Annotated in this window: 11 protein-coding genes; 8 read left to right on the top strand and 3 right to left on the bottom strand. The window is 61.0% G+C overall.

The window, feature by feature from the left end:
* Positions 1 to 5 precede the first annotated feature (5 nt).
* From xylG to WBR57_RS06550, 3 genes are all read left to right on the top strand, one after another.
* Complete coding sequence (gene xylG / locus WBR57_RS06560) at positions 6 to 1,550, top strand: D-xylose ABC transporter ATP-binding protein (protein ID WP_424083137.1); 1,545 nt, start codon at positions 6 to 8, stop codon at positions 1,548 to 1,550.
* A complete protein-coding gene (locus WBR57_RS06555) occupies positions 1,551 to 2,687 on the top strand; it encodes a sugar ABC transporter permease (protein WP_424083136.1) in 1,137 nt (378 codons plus the stop codon). It begins immediately after the preceding gene.
* Positions 2,688 to 2,816: 129 nt separating this feature from the next.
* On the top strand, positions 2,817 to 3,806 hold the full coding sequence (locus WBR57_RS06550) for a hypothetical protein (RefSeq protein ID WP_424083135.1): 990 nt from the start codon (positions 2,817 to 2,819) through the stop codon (positions 3,804 to 3,806).
* A gap of 82 nt (positions 3,807 to 3,888) precedes the next feature.
* Here WBR57_RS06550 and WBR57_RS06545 read toward each other — a convergent pair whose 3' ends face one another.
* The 3 genes from WBR57_RS06545 to WBR57_RS06535 form a co-directional block, all read right to left on the bottom strand.
* Entirely contained in the window at positions 3,889 to 5,139 is a 1,251-nt protein-coding gene (locus WBR57_RS06545; protein ID WP_424083134.1) for a glycoside hydrolase family 68 protein, read from the bottom strand.
* Between the two features lie 251 nt (positions 5,140 to 5,390).
* Complete coding sequence (locus WBR57_RS06540) at positions 5,391 to 6,329, bottom strand: pectate lyase (protein WP_424083133.1); 939 nt, start codon at positions 6,327 to 6,329, stop codon at positions 5,391 to 5,393.
* A gap of 352 nt (positions 6,330 to 6,681) precedes the next feature.
* Positions 6,682 to 8,181 carry a CoA-acylating methylmalonate-semialdehyde dehydrogenase gene (locus WBR57_RS06535; RefSeq protein ID WP_424083132.1) on the bottom strand — a complete coding sequence of 500 codons (1,500 nt, stop codon included), beginning with the start codon at positions 8,179 to 8,181 and terminating at the stop codon, positions 6,682 to 6,684.
* 107 nt (positions 8,182 to 8,288) lie between these two features.
* Here WBR57_RS06535 and WBR57_RS06530 point away from each other — a divergent pair, with 107 nt between their 5' ends.
* The 5 genes from WBR57_RS06530 to WBR57_RS06510 form a co-directional block, all read left to right on the top strand.
* Complete coding sequence (locus tag WBR57_RS06530; protein WP_424083131.1) at positions 8,289 to 9,227, top strand: LysR family transcriptional regulator; 939 nt, start codon at positions 8,289 to 8,291, stop codon at positions 9,225 to 9,227.
* A 165-nt stretch (positions 9,228 to 9,392) separates the two neighbouring features.
* Complete coding sequence (locus WBR57_RS06525) at positions 9,393 to 9,890, top strand: RNA polymerase sigma factor (protein WP_424083130.1); 498 nt, start codon at positions 9,393 to 9,395, stop codon at positions 9,888 to 9,890.
* 53 nt (positions 9,891 to 9,943) lie between these two features.
* Positions 9,944 to 10,912, top strand: coding sequence for a FecR family protein (locus WBR57_RS06520; protein WP_424083129.1), 969 nt, complete (start codon positions 9,944 to 9,946; stop codon positions 10,910 to 10,912).
* A gap of 88 nt (positions 10,913 to 11,000) precedes the next feature.
* Positions 11,001 to 13,394 carry a TonB-dependent siderophore receptor gene (locus WBR57_RS06515; protein ID WP_424083128.1) on the top strand — a complete coding sequence of 798 codons (2,394 nt, stop codon included), beginning with the start codon at positions 11,001 to 11,003 and terminating at the stop codon, positions 13,392 to 13,394.
* A 146-nt stretch (positions 13,395 to 13,540) separates the two neighbouring features.
* On the top strand, positions 13,541 to 13,966 hold a 426-nt coding region (locus WBR57_RS06510), incomplete at its 3' end, for an AMP-binding protein (protein ID WP_424083127.1).

Here is a 13,966-nt window from a genome sequence, read left to right as displayed (position 1 = left end):
CCGCCATGGCCGACTACCTGTTGCAAATGAACGGCATCGTCAAACGTTTTGGCGGTGTCAACGCCCTGAACGGCATCGATATCAAGGTGCGGCCCGGTGAATGCGTGGGCCTGTGCGGCGAGAACGGTGCCGGTAAATCGACCTTGATGAAGGTGCTCTCGGCGGTCTACCCCCATGGCACCTGGGACGGCGAAATCCTCTGGGACGGACAACCGCTCAGGGCCCAGTCGATCAGCGAAACCGAGGCCGCCGGCATCGTCATCATCCACCAGGAACTGACCCTGGTGCCCGACCTGTCGGTGGCTGAAAACATCTTCATGGGCCACGAACTGACCCTGCCCGGCGGGCGCATGAACTACCCGGCGATGCTGCACCGCGCCGAAGCCTTGATGCGTGAACTCAAGGTGCCGGACATGAACGTGGCGCTGCCGGTCTCGCAGTACGGCGGCGGCTACCAGCAACTGGTGGAAATCGCCAAAGCCCTGAACAAACAGGCGCGCCTGCTGATTCTCGACGAGCCCTCCTCGGCCCTGACCCGCTCGGAAATCGAGGTGCTGCTGGACATCATCCGTGGCCTCAAGGCCAAGGGCGTGGCCTGCGTGTACATCTCGCACAAACTCGATGAAGTCGCGGCGGTGTGCGACACCATTGCGGTGATCCGCGACGGCAAGCACATCGCGACCACCGCCATGGCCGACATGGACATCCCGCAGATCATCACGCAGATGGTCGGCCGCGAAATGAGCAACCTCTACCCCTCCGAGCCGCATGCCGTGGGCGAGGTGATTTTCGAGGCGCGCAACGTCACCTGCTACGACGTCGACAACCCCAAGCGCAAACGCGTCGACGATATTTCCTTTGTGCTCAAGCGCGGCGAAATCCTCGGCATCGCCGGGCTGGTGGGCGCCGGGCGCACCGAACTGGTGTCGGCGTTGTTCGGCGCCTACCCCGGCCGCTACAGCTGCGAAGTGTGGCTGGACGGCCAGCTGACCGACACGCGCACGCCGCTCAAATCGATCCGCGCCGGGCTGTGCATGGTGCCCGAGGACCGCAAGCGCCAGGGCATCATTCCCGACCTGGGGGTGGGCCAGAACATCACCCTGGCGGTGCTCGACAGCTATGCGCACCTGACCCGCATCGACGCCGAAGCCGAGCTGGGCAGCATCGACCAGCAAATCGCGCGCATGCACCTCAAAACCGCCAGCCCGTTCCTGCCGATCACCAGCCTGTCCGGCGGCAATCAGCAGAAAGCCGTGCTGGCGAAAATGCTCATGGCCAAGCCCAAGGTGCTGATCCTCGACGAGCCCACGCGCGGGGTGGACGTGGGCGCCAAGTATGAGATCTACAAACTGATGGGCGCGCTGGCCGCCGAAGGCGTGGCGATCATCATGGTTTCCTCGGAGCTGGCCGAGGTGCTGGGGGTGTCCAACCGCGTGCTGGTGATCGGCGACGGCCAGCTGCGCGGTGACTTCATCAACGAGGGGCTCACCCAGGAACAGGTGCTCGCCGCCGCGCTCAGCCAAAATAATAATGATCGGAAGACCGCGTAGATGAATCAGGTCAAACAGCTGTTTACCCGCTACAAAATGCTCGCCCTGGTAATCGCCGTGGCGTTTATCTGGCTGTTTTTCAGCTGGCAGACCGAGGGCGGTTTTGTCACCCCGCGCAACCTGTCGAACCTGCTGCGGCAGATGTCGATCACCGGGATCCTGGCGTGCGGCATGGTGCTGGTGATCATCAGCGGCGAGATCGATTTGTCGGTGGGTTCATTGCTCGGGTTGTTGGGCGGCCTGGCGGCGATTCTGGATGTGGTTTATCACATTCCGTTGCTGGCCAACGTGAGCCTGGTGGCGCTGTGCGGCCTGATGATCGGCCTGGCCAACGGCTACATGACCGCCTACCTGCGCATCCCGTCATTCATCGTCGGGTTGGGCGGCATGCTGGCGTTTCGCGGGATTCTGCTGGGGATTACCGGCGGCACCACCATCGCGCCGGTGTCGCCGTCGCTGGTGTACGTGGGCCAGGGGTATTTGCCGCACAGCGTGGGCATCGGCCTGGGGGTTCTGCTGTTTGCCCTGACCCTGTTCCTCACCTGGAAACAACGGCGCAACCGCGCCCTGCATGGCCTGGCCGCGCATTCCAGGGTACGCGATGTGCTGCGCGTGGCGCTGATCGGCGCGGTACTCGCTGGTTTCGTCACCACCCTCAACAGCTACGACGGCATCCCCGTCCCGGTGCTGCTGTTGCTGGTGCTGCTCGGCGTGTTCAGCTACGTCACCAGCCAGACCGTGTTCGGCCGCCGCGTGTATGCGGTGGGCAGCAACATGGAAGCCACGCGGCTGTCGGGCATCAACGTGCAGGCGGTCAAACTGTGGATCTTCGGCATCATGGGCGTGATGTGCGCCCTCGCCGGCCTGGTCAACACCGCACGCCTCGCGGCGGGTTCACCCTCGGCGGGCAACATGGGCGAACTCGACGCCATCGCCGCGTGTTTTATCGGCGGCACCTCCATGCGCGGCGGCTCGGGCACCGTGTACGGCGCGCTGCTCGGGGCGTTGGTGATTACCAGCCTGGATAACGGCATGTCGATGCTCGACGTGGACAGCTACTGGCAGATGATCGTAAAGGGCAGCATTCTGGTGCTGGCGGTGTGGGTGGACGTGAGCACACGGACGGGGCGGCGGTGAGTGCCGTTCTACTCAACCCAAATGGCTGGACAGTTCAGATAACTGCAACTAGCGTTCAGTAAGTCCAGAGAGGCACATGACACGCCTTGCATTCCTCGACATCACCTATGTGACCAAGAGGAAGCAGCGATGAAAAAACTCTTTATTCTTGCGGGTTCAGTTGCACTGATTTCGGCGTGTTCAGGCGTAAAGTCCGTGCCCAACCCCGACCAGGACAACCTGGACGGCTTGATTTACTACATGCCGATGAAAGATCTGATTGTCACCGTTGATGTAGGCGCTGAAAACCAGTTGAATTCCGTCACGATCGGCACCAGTACCGCCTACGCCGACCGTTCCAAGAAATACTCGCTGAGCTTTCAAAAGGCGTTATTGGCCGACAATGACATCAATATCGGCACCACCTCGGCGGGGCTTTTGAAAAGTGCCACGTCCGAAACCACATCCCAAGTGTCGGAAATCTTCAAAGGCTTGGGCTCTTTGGCAGGAACCGCAACTGAGTGGTTAAACAAGGTTTCGACGCCAATGTGTACCAAGGGCTCCCACGTTTTCGTGTACAAATTCCCTGTGGTGATTGAGCCGGATAAGCCCCCTTGCGGAGTCATGCTCACAGTGCAGCGCTACGATAAAATAACCAAAGACAAAACTACCGAAGACCTAAGCACCAAAAGAGTGGCAGACAATAAAAGCGGGAACTCCGGCATTTTCTACAAACAAGAAATTGCCTACCTGATTTCCGCCACCTACCCAGACGGGCTGAACGCTGCAAAAATAGTCACATCCCCTTCCGAATCGCCGGTGTATTTCCTGCCCATCTCGAAAACGCTGTTTTCCAGCAGCAAGGCAGATTTTACCTTCGAAGATGGCGTCCCGACTAAATTCGCGCAAAAGTCAGACAGTGAGCTCGTCTCTCTATTTTCATTGCCCGCCACCATCATAGGCGCTTACTTTGAAGCCGTGGGCAAGGTCTTTGACAGTTTCAAAAGTAACGACGATAAGCAGGTGGCGGCCCTGCAATCGGAACTCGCGCTTGAAATTCAAAAAAGAAAAACCAAGGACTGTATGGCAGCGGCAAAAGCCGAAAAGGCTGATGATATTGAAAAACTAGGCTGCCAATGACCCAAGGCGAGGGAGCTTGCTCCCTCGCCTTGGGTCACCGGTTGCCCGGCATTAGCCTCTCAACAGCTTTTTTGGGGTGGGTTTATTGGCTCAGCACAACATCACGCATTGCCGGGATGTAACCGTAGTCGTAGGCCTCCTGCACAAACGAACGGTCCCCCTTCAACACAATCCTCACGGTCGGCGCCTCGGTGCCGCCGATACGGTAGTCATCGCCGGTGGTGGGCACGCTGTCGATAAACGAGGTCACCAGGCCATTGGGCATCACGCAGTGGGAATAGGTCTGGAACGGCTGCGACGGAGGGTTACCCAGCACCAGCCCCGAGCCGTTCATCGGCGTGTAGGGACCAAACAGATGCTCGCTCACAAACCCGTAGACGCCATCCGGCCCCGTCACGCCGTCGGCGTAAGTGAACTTGTGACTGATGGTGAACAGGTAATACGTGTTGTTCTGAAACACATAATGCGGGCGCTCGGTTTGATCGTTCACGCCGACCGCCGTCACCAGTGGCGGCAGGATTTCCCATTCGTCACCGCTGAGGTCCTTGGCCACCGCAATGCCGATGCAACCGACCTGGTAGCGCGCACCGCCGACGTCTTCATGGCCGGGCGGGACCAAGCCAAGTTCATCCGGGCCGACCTCGTGAGTGCCACGTTCGCCCGCGACATTACCTTCAAACACCATGTACAACTTGCCGTCTTTCGGGTCGATAAACGGGCTGGGGTCGCGAAAGTTCCACGTCGAGTTCTGCGCCTCGGTCTGATAATACGTGCCATCAGCCTCGAACAGCGACTTGACCTCAGTGAAGCCCTCAAGCGTCACGCCTCTGTCCGACGTAACCACCCGGCCCCTGACTTTGGCAATCGTGGCGCCCGGCGTTACGCAGGTGTAATACAGGTCGATATCGCCGTTGTTGTTGACCAGGATCGGCGTACCTGCCCATTCACGGGTGGTCGGCGAAACCCCTTCGGCCATCACGCGACCACCGAAGATCCAGTCCTTGCCGGTGCGCGAGTACCAGTAGCAAATGCGCGCGTGGCCGTGGCGGTCTTCCCAATCACGCTTGATGTCGTAACGGCCATCGGCATTGATGAATTGTGGGTCATGCGGGCGACGGTCTGCCGTCAACGTGAAGATAACCGACCAACCATCGACCGATACCACCGTGCCATCCAGTTCACGCAATGGCATGGTGTCCCAAATAAATACGGTGTCACTCATGACAGGAAAGTCAGGACTCACTAACGGCTGTGTCGTCGTCGGGTCATTTTCATTAACTTTCAGCGCATCGGCCCGGGTCCAGCGAGTGGGTGTGTGATTCGCAGGTTTCATGATGATGTCCTTTTACTGACGCTTTAGTGACAAGCGGAGATTAAATAACACTGACAGCCGGCAACTTGGTTGCGACTGAAAAGAGCGAGCCGTAGTTGGCTCTATAAGTGCGAAACAAGGTTTAACATGGAAGCCTATTGATCACAACATGAAGAATTATTTAAGTCACAAGTGCCACCACTGTATTTATATCCTTGATATAAATACAGTGGCACTCTTCATAAATGACAGGTCAATAGAAAGCTAGCTAATCAACTACCAAACACCAGCGCTACAGCCTGAGCCCCCGCGTTCTTTTGCGTGAAGTCCTTGGCCTGAGCAGCAGTTTTCAGGGTGTAGTTGTAGTTGGAGCGCGCTGTCCACTGGGCCTTGGGGGACTTCTGATTGGTGATCGCGGGCACGCTGTTGGTATCGGTAAACGTACCGGTGCCTTTATCGTCCAACATGCCGTTATTCTGGCTGCCCTCGCCAAAGTAATTACTTTCAGAAAGAATGTTGGCGTTCTGCGCCAGGGTAAACCCCAGGTGGAAGTTATTCACGTAGTTGTTGTACACGTGGAAATAACCGTAACGCATCAACCCAGGGGCGCGCACTTCCATGTTATCGAAGCGGTTATGGCACAGCGTGAGGCGCGGGTAACCATTGAACTCGGCTTTGTTGTCATCGGCCGGGTGGCCGAAGATCAGGCCGTACTTGTGATTGCCGAAGAAGCAGTTGCTGATGGTGGCGTAGTCGGCCTTTTCACCGATATACACCAGTTTGTCTTCACTGCCGTCCGTCGTAGACCAGGTGTGGCCGACAAAGGAGCAATGGTCGATCCAGTATTTGCTGCCGTAGTTCAGGTACACCTGAATATCGTCATTGGCCTTAATACTTGCCGAGTGCTTGAAGATAATGTTCTGCAGAATAATGTTCTGCGACTGCGCCGTGGCACGCAGGTGAATATTCTCCAGGGTACGGTTCTGGAAGGAGCCGATCAGGGTCTTGTTGGCGCCCATGTTCACTTTGGTCAACGCCGAGGCCGAGATATTGCTGTTGATCACCAGCACCCGCGGGGTGGTGTCGCCGAGGTTGGCCTTGAGTTGATCGAGCGTGGTGATACTGACCACCGGGCCCGACCAGCCGCCGGTGACTTTTCCCGCAAGGGCGAAACCGGTCAAGCCGGTGAGTTTGCTTTCTGGATACGACATGAGTTCCCTCTCTTCAATCTAAAACGGCCCGATAGCGCGAGCCTGTGCAATTAAGTTAATCCGTTAACTTACACACGGTGTTTGGCGTGGCTGGAGATGCCTGGGATAGGTTGATCAGCACTTAAACACTGTGTTTATGTACAGTATTCGAGATTTGCTAAGCCGTCAACATTCGAGGAGAAACAATCTGTAGGAGCCGGCTTGCCTGCGATGGCGGTGTACCAGTGTCAAACAGGCTGACTGACACTGCGCTATCGGGGGCAAGCCCCCTGCAAAAACCACTGCCTGCACGCAATAAAAAATGTGGGAGCGGGCAACCCCGCTCCCACATTGGATCACTTACAGCCCAGAGTTACTTCGACACCGGCATCGCAAACTCCGCGCCTTGCTCGATGCTTTCCGACCACCTTTGCATGATCGATTTCTGCTTGGTGTAGAAGCGCACGCCCTCGGTGCCGTAGGCGTGCATGTCGCCAAACAGGCTCTTCTTCCAACCGCCAAAACCATGCCAGGCCATCGGCACCGGGATCGGCACGTTAATGCCGACCATGCCCACTTCGATGCGCCGCGCAAATTCGCGGGCGATGTTGCCGTCGCGGGTAAAGCAGCTGACGCCGTTGCCGAACTCGTGCTCGTTGACCAGCTTGATCGCCTCGCCGAAGTCATTCACTCGCACACAGGCCAGCACCGGGCCGAAGATTTCTTCGCGGTAAATGCTCATCTCTTTGGTCACATGGTCGAACAGCGTAGCGCCGAGCCAGAAGCCGTTTTCCAGGCCCGCTTCGGTCGGCACATAGTCGCGGCCGTCGAGCAGCAGGTGCGCGCCGGCTTGCACGCCTTGTTCGATGTAGCCGCTGATGCGTTCCAGCGCGGCACGCGACACGATCGGGCCCATTTCGGCCTTGAGGTCGCGGCCATCGGTGATGCGCAGTTGCTTGGCACGCTCGGTCAGGGCGGCGATGACTTTATCACCGACATCGCCCACCAGTACGGCCACGGAGATGGCCATGCAACGCTCGCCGGCACTGCCGTAGGCTGCGCCCATCAAGGCATCCACGGTTTTTTCGATGTCCGCGTCGGGCATCACCACCATGTGGTTTTTCGCGCCGCCCAGGCCTTGCACGCGCTTGCCGTTGCGCGCGCCGGTTTCGTAGATGTACTGCGCAATCGGCGTGGAGCCGACGAAGCTCACCGCTTTGACGTCGGGGTGTGCGAGCAACGCATCCACCGACTCTTTATCGCCCTGCACCACGTTGAACACACCTTTGGGCAGGCCGGCTTCACGCAGCAGCTCGGCCATGAACAACGAGGCGCTCGGGTCGGTCGGGCTTGGCTTGAGGATGAAAGTGTTGCCCGCCGCGATGGCGATCGGGTACATCCACATGGGCACCATCACCGGGAAGTTGAACGGCGTGACGCCGGCCACCACGCCCAGCGGCTGGCGCAGCGTCCAGTTGTCCATGCCTCGGGAAACCTGGTCGGAATGCTCGCCCTTGAGCAGGTTGGGAATGCCGCAGGCGAATTCCAGGATGTCGATGCCACGGTCGACTTCGCCCTGGGCATCGGTGAAAACTTTGCCATGTTCGGCGACGATGATGCGCGCCAGGTCGTCTTTGCGTTCACGCAGCAGGTGCAGGTATTCGAACAGCACGCGGGCACGGCGGATGGGCGGCGTGTCGGCCCAGCCGGCGAAGGCGGCCTGGGCCGCGGCGACGGCTTCGGACACAGTCTGGCGGCTGGCCAGCGCAACGCGCCCGGTCACTTCGCCGGTGGCCGGATTGTAGACGTCCTGATAGCGATCATCGCGGCTCACGCGCTGGTCGTTGATGTAGTGCTCGATTGTTGTCGTCATGGCAGTCGATCCAGGTGGGTTGCGATGGCCACACCTTAGGCTTTCGCTTTGTTCCAGACCAGAGCAGAATCCAGAACTGATTGTCCTTATAGGCGAACAATAAGCACATGGAAAAATCCGAGATCGAAGGCCTGTGGACCCATATCCATTGGTTGTCCGTACTGGAAGAACACGGCACCTACACCGCCGCCGCCGCGCGCCTGGGCGTGAGTAAATCGGCGGTCAGCCAGCGTATTTCCGACCTGGAGAAAGCCACCGGCACGCGCCTGGTGACGCGCACCACACGCAGTGTGCGGCTGACCGACGCCGGGTTGTCGCTGACCCGCGAAGTGCGCAGCGCCTACGAACACATCGCGCGCAGCTTCTCGGCGGTGCGCGACTCGGCCGGGGAGATCCGCGGCCTGGTGCGCCTGACCGCGCCGGTGGCGTTCGCCCGGCAACAGTTGGTGCCGCACCTGTCGGAATTCCTGCAGCTATACCCGCAAGTGCGTATTCAGTTGGATGTGTCCGACGCCTTGAGTTCGCTGGCCGCAGAGGGTTATGACCTGGCGGTGCGCCATGGTTTCCAGGTCCCGGAAACCCACGTGGCGTGGAAGCTGTGCGACACCGGCTCGGTGCTGGTCGCCACCCAGGACTACCTGCAACGCTGCGGCGAACCGCGCGAGCCCGGCGACCTGTCCGCCCACAATTGCCTGTTTTACCCGCGCGGTACCGACCAACCCGCGTGGACCTTCGAGCGTGGCAGCAAACACCTCGAACGCCTCACCGTGCCCATCGCCGGCAGTTTCGCCACCAATAACAGCGAAGCGTTACGCGACTCGGCCCTCAACCATTTGGGCATCGCCCTGCTCCCGGACTTCAGCGCGCACGCTGCGCTGGCCAGCGGCACCTTGGTGCAAGTGCTCAAGGGCTGGACGCTCAAGGGCGCGTTCGCCGATGAGATTTATCTGATCCGCCCGTATTCGCCGCATGTGCCGAAGTCGGTGAGTGCGTTGGTGGGCTTTTTAAAGGACAAGTTGTCGGGTGGGTTCCGGTTCAAGGGCTGAACCTCCCCCGAGGGCGGCAAGCGGCTTGGCCGTCGGCCCCCCCTGAGCCTGAGCGAACAGCGGCGCGGTGAGTAAAGACCTTCACGCCGCCACAATCCGCTATTAACAATCATTCTCGTTTGTTATATTCCGCCGCGCTTGCTCCCATGGCTGTCAGGTAGCGTTATGTCCGGCTCAGATCTGAAGGCGTTGTATCTCGCCCACCGCGGAGAAATCCAGGCTTACCTGGACCGTCGCTTGCGCTGCAAGGAAACCGCAGCCGACCTCACGCAGGACGCGTTCATTCGCTTGTCGGAGCAGATGGGCCGCACGCGTATCGAAAATTTCCGCGCCTACTTGTTCTCCGCCGCGCGCAACCTGTTCATCGACCACACCCGGCGCCAGGAGCATCGCAAAGGCGAGCCGCTGGACCAGCAAACACCCGACAGCCTTGAGCAACCAAGCCCGACGCTGGAGCAGGCGGCCATCGCGCATCAGCAATTGGCGGCACTCAACACGCTGATCCAGAACCTGCCCGACGCCTGCCGCGAGGTGTTCCTGCTGGTGCGCATCGAAGGCCTGACCTACGTGGAAATCGGCGAGCGCCTCGGCATCTCGCCGAAAACCGCCTACAGCCGCATGGTGCGGGCCCTGGACTTGTTGAAGCTGGGCATGCCCGAGTGAGCGCCTTCACTTATACTCGGCCGCCTGCCCGTGCCTCGTTGAATTGAAAACCCATGAGTGTTGAACCGCCGCGCCTCGTCCCGCCCGCCCCTCGCCCCGATGACGCCAGCCATCGGGCCAGTGAGTGGTTTGCCTTGATCCAGGGCGGCGCGCCGACCCAGGCCGAGCGCGATGAGCTGGCCGATTGGCTCGCCGCCGACCCGCGCAATGCCCAAGCCTATGCACACCTGGAGCAACTGTGGGCGGCCACGGCATTGCTCGCTCCGCGCAAACCGGCGGTGGTTCAAGCGCCGCAATTGTCACGCCGGCGCTTTGTCGGCCTGGGGCTGGCCGCCAGTGTCGCGGTGGTTGCCACCAGCGCGACCACGTTGTGGCTCAAGGGCGTGAGTTCACCGTTTGCCGATGTGCGCACCGCCGTGGGCGAACGGCGCACCGTGCAGTTACCCGATGGCTCCACGGTTGAGCTGGCCGGTAACAGCGCGCTCAACCTGGATTTTTCCGCCACCCGGCGCGCCGTGGAATTGCTGCAGGGCGAGGCGTTTTTCCAGGTGGCGCGCAACCCCGCCAGCGACTTTGCAGTGCAAACACAGGCGGGCCGAGTGCTCGCCGGCGAAGGCGAATTCTGCCTGGCGTGCGAGGGCCCTGCCGCGCAGTTGAGCGTCAGCCGGCAGACGGTGCGCGTGATCACCCCAAGCCAGCAGACCGACGTGGGCGAAGGCCTGTCGCTGCAGTTCAGCACCACGCACACCGGGGCGATCCAGCGCGCCGAGCTGGAGCAGGTGCTGGCCTGGCGCAGCGGACGCCTGGTGTTCTTCGATACGCCACTGATCAGCGTGGTCAACCAACTGCAGCGCTGGCGTGAAGGCAAGATCTTTATCCCGGACGAGCAACTGGCGGCGCGGCGCGTCAGCCTGATCCTCAACCTCAATCGCCCCGACCAGATGCTCGACGTGTTGTCCAAGGCGTTGGCGGTACGCATGACCCGTTACACCGACCTGGTGACCCTGATCCAGCCCGCCTGATTGCAAATAACTCACATCGCCATCAGGTATCGCCAAGGTTTATCCGTCCTAGAGGGATTGATAGCGATACCTCACAGGGAAAACCCGAATGGCAAAGCACTCCACACCTGGGCATCCACCCGCCAAGCAATGGCGCGCCGCTGCGCTCGCCTGCACCCTGCTGATGGGCGCCGTGCAGGCTCACGCGGCGCCGGCGGTGGCCGCGACCACCAGCGTGTCCGTTAACATCCCGGCCCAGCAACTGCGCCAGGCCTTGCTGATATTCAGTCAGCAATCCGGGCAAAACGTATTGCTCGACGGCAACCTCGACAGCGGCCTGCGCAGCTCTCCCGTGGTGGGGGTGTACTCGCCTGAACAGGCCCTGGCCGAACTGCTCAAGGGCAGCGGCTACAGCTTTGCGCGCACCGACGCCGTGACGGTCTACCTGGTGCCCTTGCCGCAACAGGCCAGTGAAATGACCCTGCCCGCCATCCACATCCAGGACTACGCCACGCAGGACGGCAGCTCCAGCGTGGGCTACCAGGGCAAGCCGGTCTCCAGCACCACCCGCCTGGGCCTCAGCAACAAACAAACCCCGCAGGCGATCAGCGTGGTCACCCGCGAGCAAATGGATGACTTCAAGCTCAACAGCGTGAAAGAAGCCTTGCGCAGCGCGCCGTCGGTCACGGTCGAGCAGTTCGAAACCGACCGCACCGCGTTCACCTCGCGCGGCTTCAAGATCGAAAACTTCGAGTACGACGGCATGGGCCTGCCCTTCTCCGGCGGCGTGCTGGTGGGCGAACAGGACATGACCGAGTTCGAACAGGTCGACGTGCTGCACGGTGCCAACGGCTTGATGAGCGGCGCCGGCGACCCCTCGGCCACCGTCAACCTGGTGCGCAAACGCCCGACCGCGGCCTTCGAGGCAACAATCGACGCCAGTGTCGGCTCCTGGGACAACCGCCGCCTGGGCTTCGACGTGTCCGGCCCGTTGAACGATAGCGGCAACGTGCGCGGACGCTTGATCACCTCCCATGACAAGGGCAATTCCTACCTCGACCAGTACAGCCACGAAGTCAACGTGACCGCCGGCTTGCTCGCCTTCGACCTGTCCGACGCCGACACCCTGACCGTGGGTTTTTCCCAGCAGGACAGCTATTCCAACGGCAGCACCTGGGGCGGCCTGCCGATTGCCGACTACGCCGGCAACCGCATCCATTACAGCAGCCGCAGTTCCAGCGTGGGCCAGCCCTGGACCTACTGGAACATCCAGACCCAGCGCGCCTTCGCCGAACTGACCCACAGCTTCGAAAACGGCTGGGCCAGCACGATCACCGTGACCGGCACGAGCCAGCACTCCGACACCAAAATGCTCTACGCCATCCCCCTCACCGCCGAAACGGTGGCGGCGTACATCAACCGCACCACCAGCACCGAACATCAAGTGGCGGGCGAAGCGCAGGTGTCCGGACCGTTCAGCCTGCTGGGGCGCGAGCATGCGTTGACCCTCGGCGCCAGCTACGGTCGCCTGCACCACACCGAACGCGGCCACTACCGCACCGCGTCCGGCAACCAGGTGGAAAACCTCGCCGACGTGCTCGCCGGCAACGTGGTTGAGCCGGCGATGAACTACACCGACGACCTCAACACCCAGGACTTCACCGACCGCCAGAAGAGCCTGTACTCGGGCGCACGCTTGAGCCTCACCGATGACCTGCACTGGATCGCCGGCGCGCGCATGCTCAGCGCCGACGGCGATGGCGCAGGCTACGGCGCGCGCCACGACACCCGCGTGCACGGCAAGGTCACGCCCTACACCGGGCTGGTCTACGACCTGATCCCGCAATGGAGCCTCTACACCAGCTGGACCGAAATCTTCAAACCGCAATACCTGCGCAGCACCGCCGGCGGCATCATCGAGCCGCTGGAAGGCAAAAGCCTGGAAGTCGGGGTCAAAGGGCAACTGCTCGACGAGCGCCTGGACGTCAGCGCGGCGCTGTTCAAGACCGAGCAGCAGAATGTCGCCGAAGCTACTGGGCAAATCGTCGGTGGCCAATACGTGTACCGCGGCGTGGACTACAAAAGCCGTGGCCTGGAACTCGAAGCCAACGGCGAAGCGCTGCCCGGGCTGTCCCTCTCCGGCGGCTACACCTATGTGCACATCGAAGACAACCATGGCGAAAAGGCCCGCCAGTACGTGCCCACCCACAGTGTGCGTGGCAGCGTGACCTACCGCCTGCCCGGCCTGCCCCAGGCCAAGATCGGCAGCCGCGTGCAGTGGCAAAGCTCGACCCAGGTCGACAGCAACAGCCGCGTGCAGCAAAGCGCCTACGCCCTGGTCGACCTGATGGCCAGCTACGACTTCGACAAGCACTGGAGCACCTCGCTGAACCTGAACAACGTCACCGACCAGAAGTACCTGCTGTCGCTGTACCAGGCCGCCGGCTCGACCAACTACGGCGCGCCGCGCAACCTCACGGCGTCGGTCAGCTGGAAATACTGAGCATGACTTTTTTGCACAACGCTCCGGTGTTTTTGAGCGTTCATCTCTGATTTATGCGTGCCTATACTCGGTCCAGCATCTGGGTTGAACCGAGAGCAGCTGCACTACAAAAAATGTCCCTACAACAATAATCAAGGACGCCGACCATGCCCCAGACCTTCCTGGCCGCTCGGGATTTTCTGCTCGCCCACCGCACCGACTACGCCACGGCCGTGCGCGACTTTCGCTGGCCGCAACTGAGCGAGTTCAACTGGGCCCTGGACTACTTCGATGCCATGGCCGCCGGCAACGCGGGCGACGCACTGTGGATCGTCGAAGAGGACGGCAGCGAGCAACGCTACAGCTTCCAGCAACTGGCCGCGCGCTCCAACCAGGTCGCCAACCACTTGCGCGCTCTCGGCGTGCGGCGCGGCGAACGGGTGCTGTTGATGCTCGGCAATGACGTCGCGCTGTGGGAAACCATGCTCGCCGCGTTCAAGCTCGGCGCCGTGGTCATCCCCGCCACCGCCCTGCTCAACCGCGACGACCTGCGCGACCGCATTGAGCGTGGGCAGGTGCGCCACCTGGTGGTC

This window comes from Pseudomonas sp. (genome assembly GCF_049590575.1).
Lineage (GTDB): Bacteria > Pseudomonadota > Gammaproteobacteria > Pseudomonadales > Pseudomonadaceae > Aquipseudomonas.
This window is presented reverse-complemented; position numbering and strand designations above follow the sequence as displayed.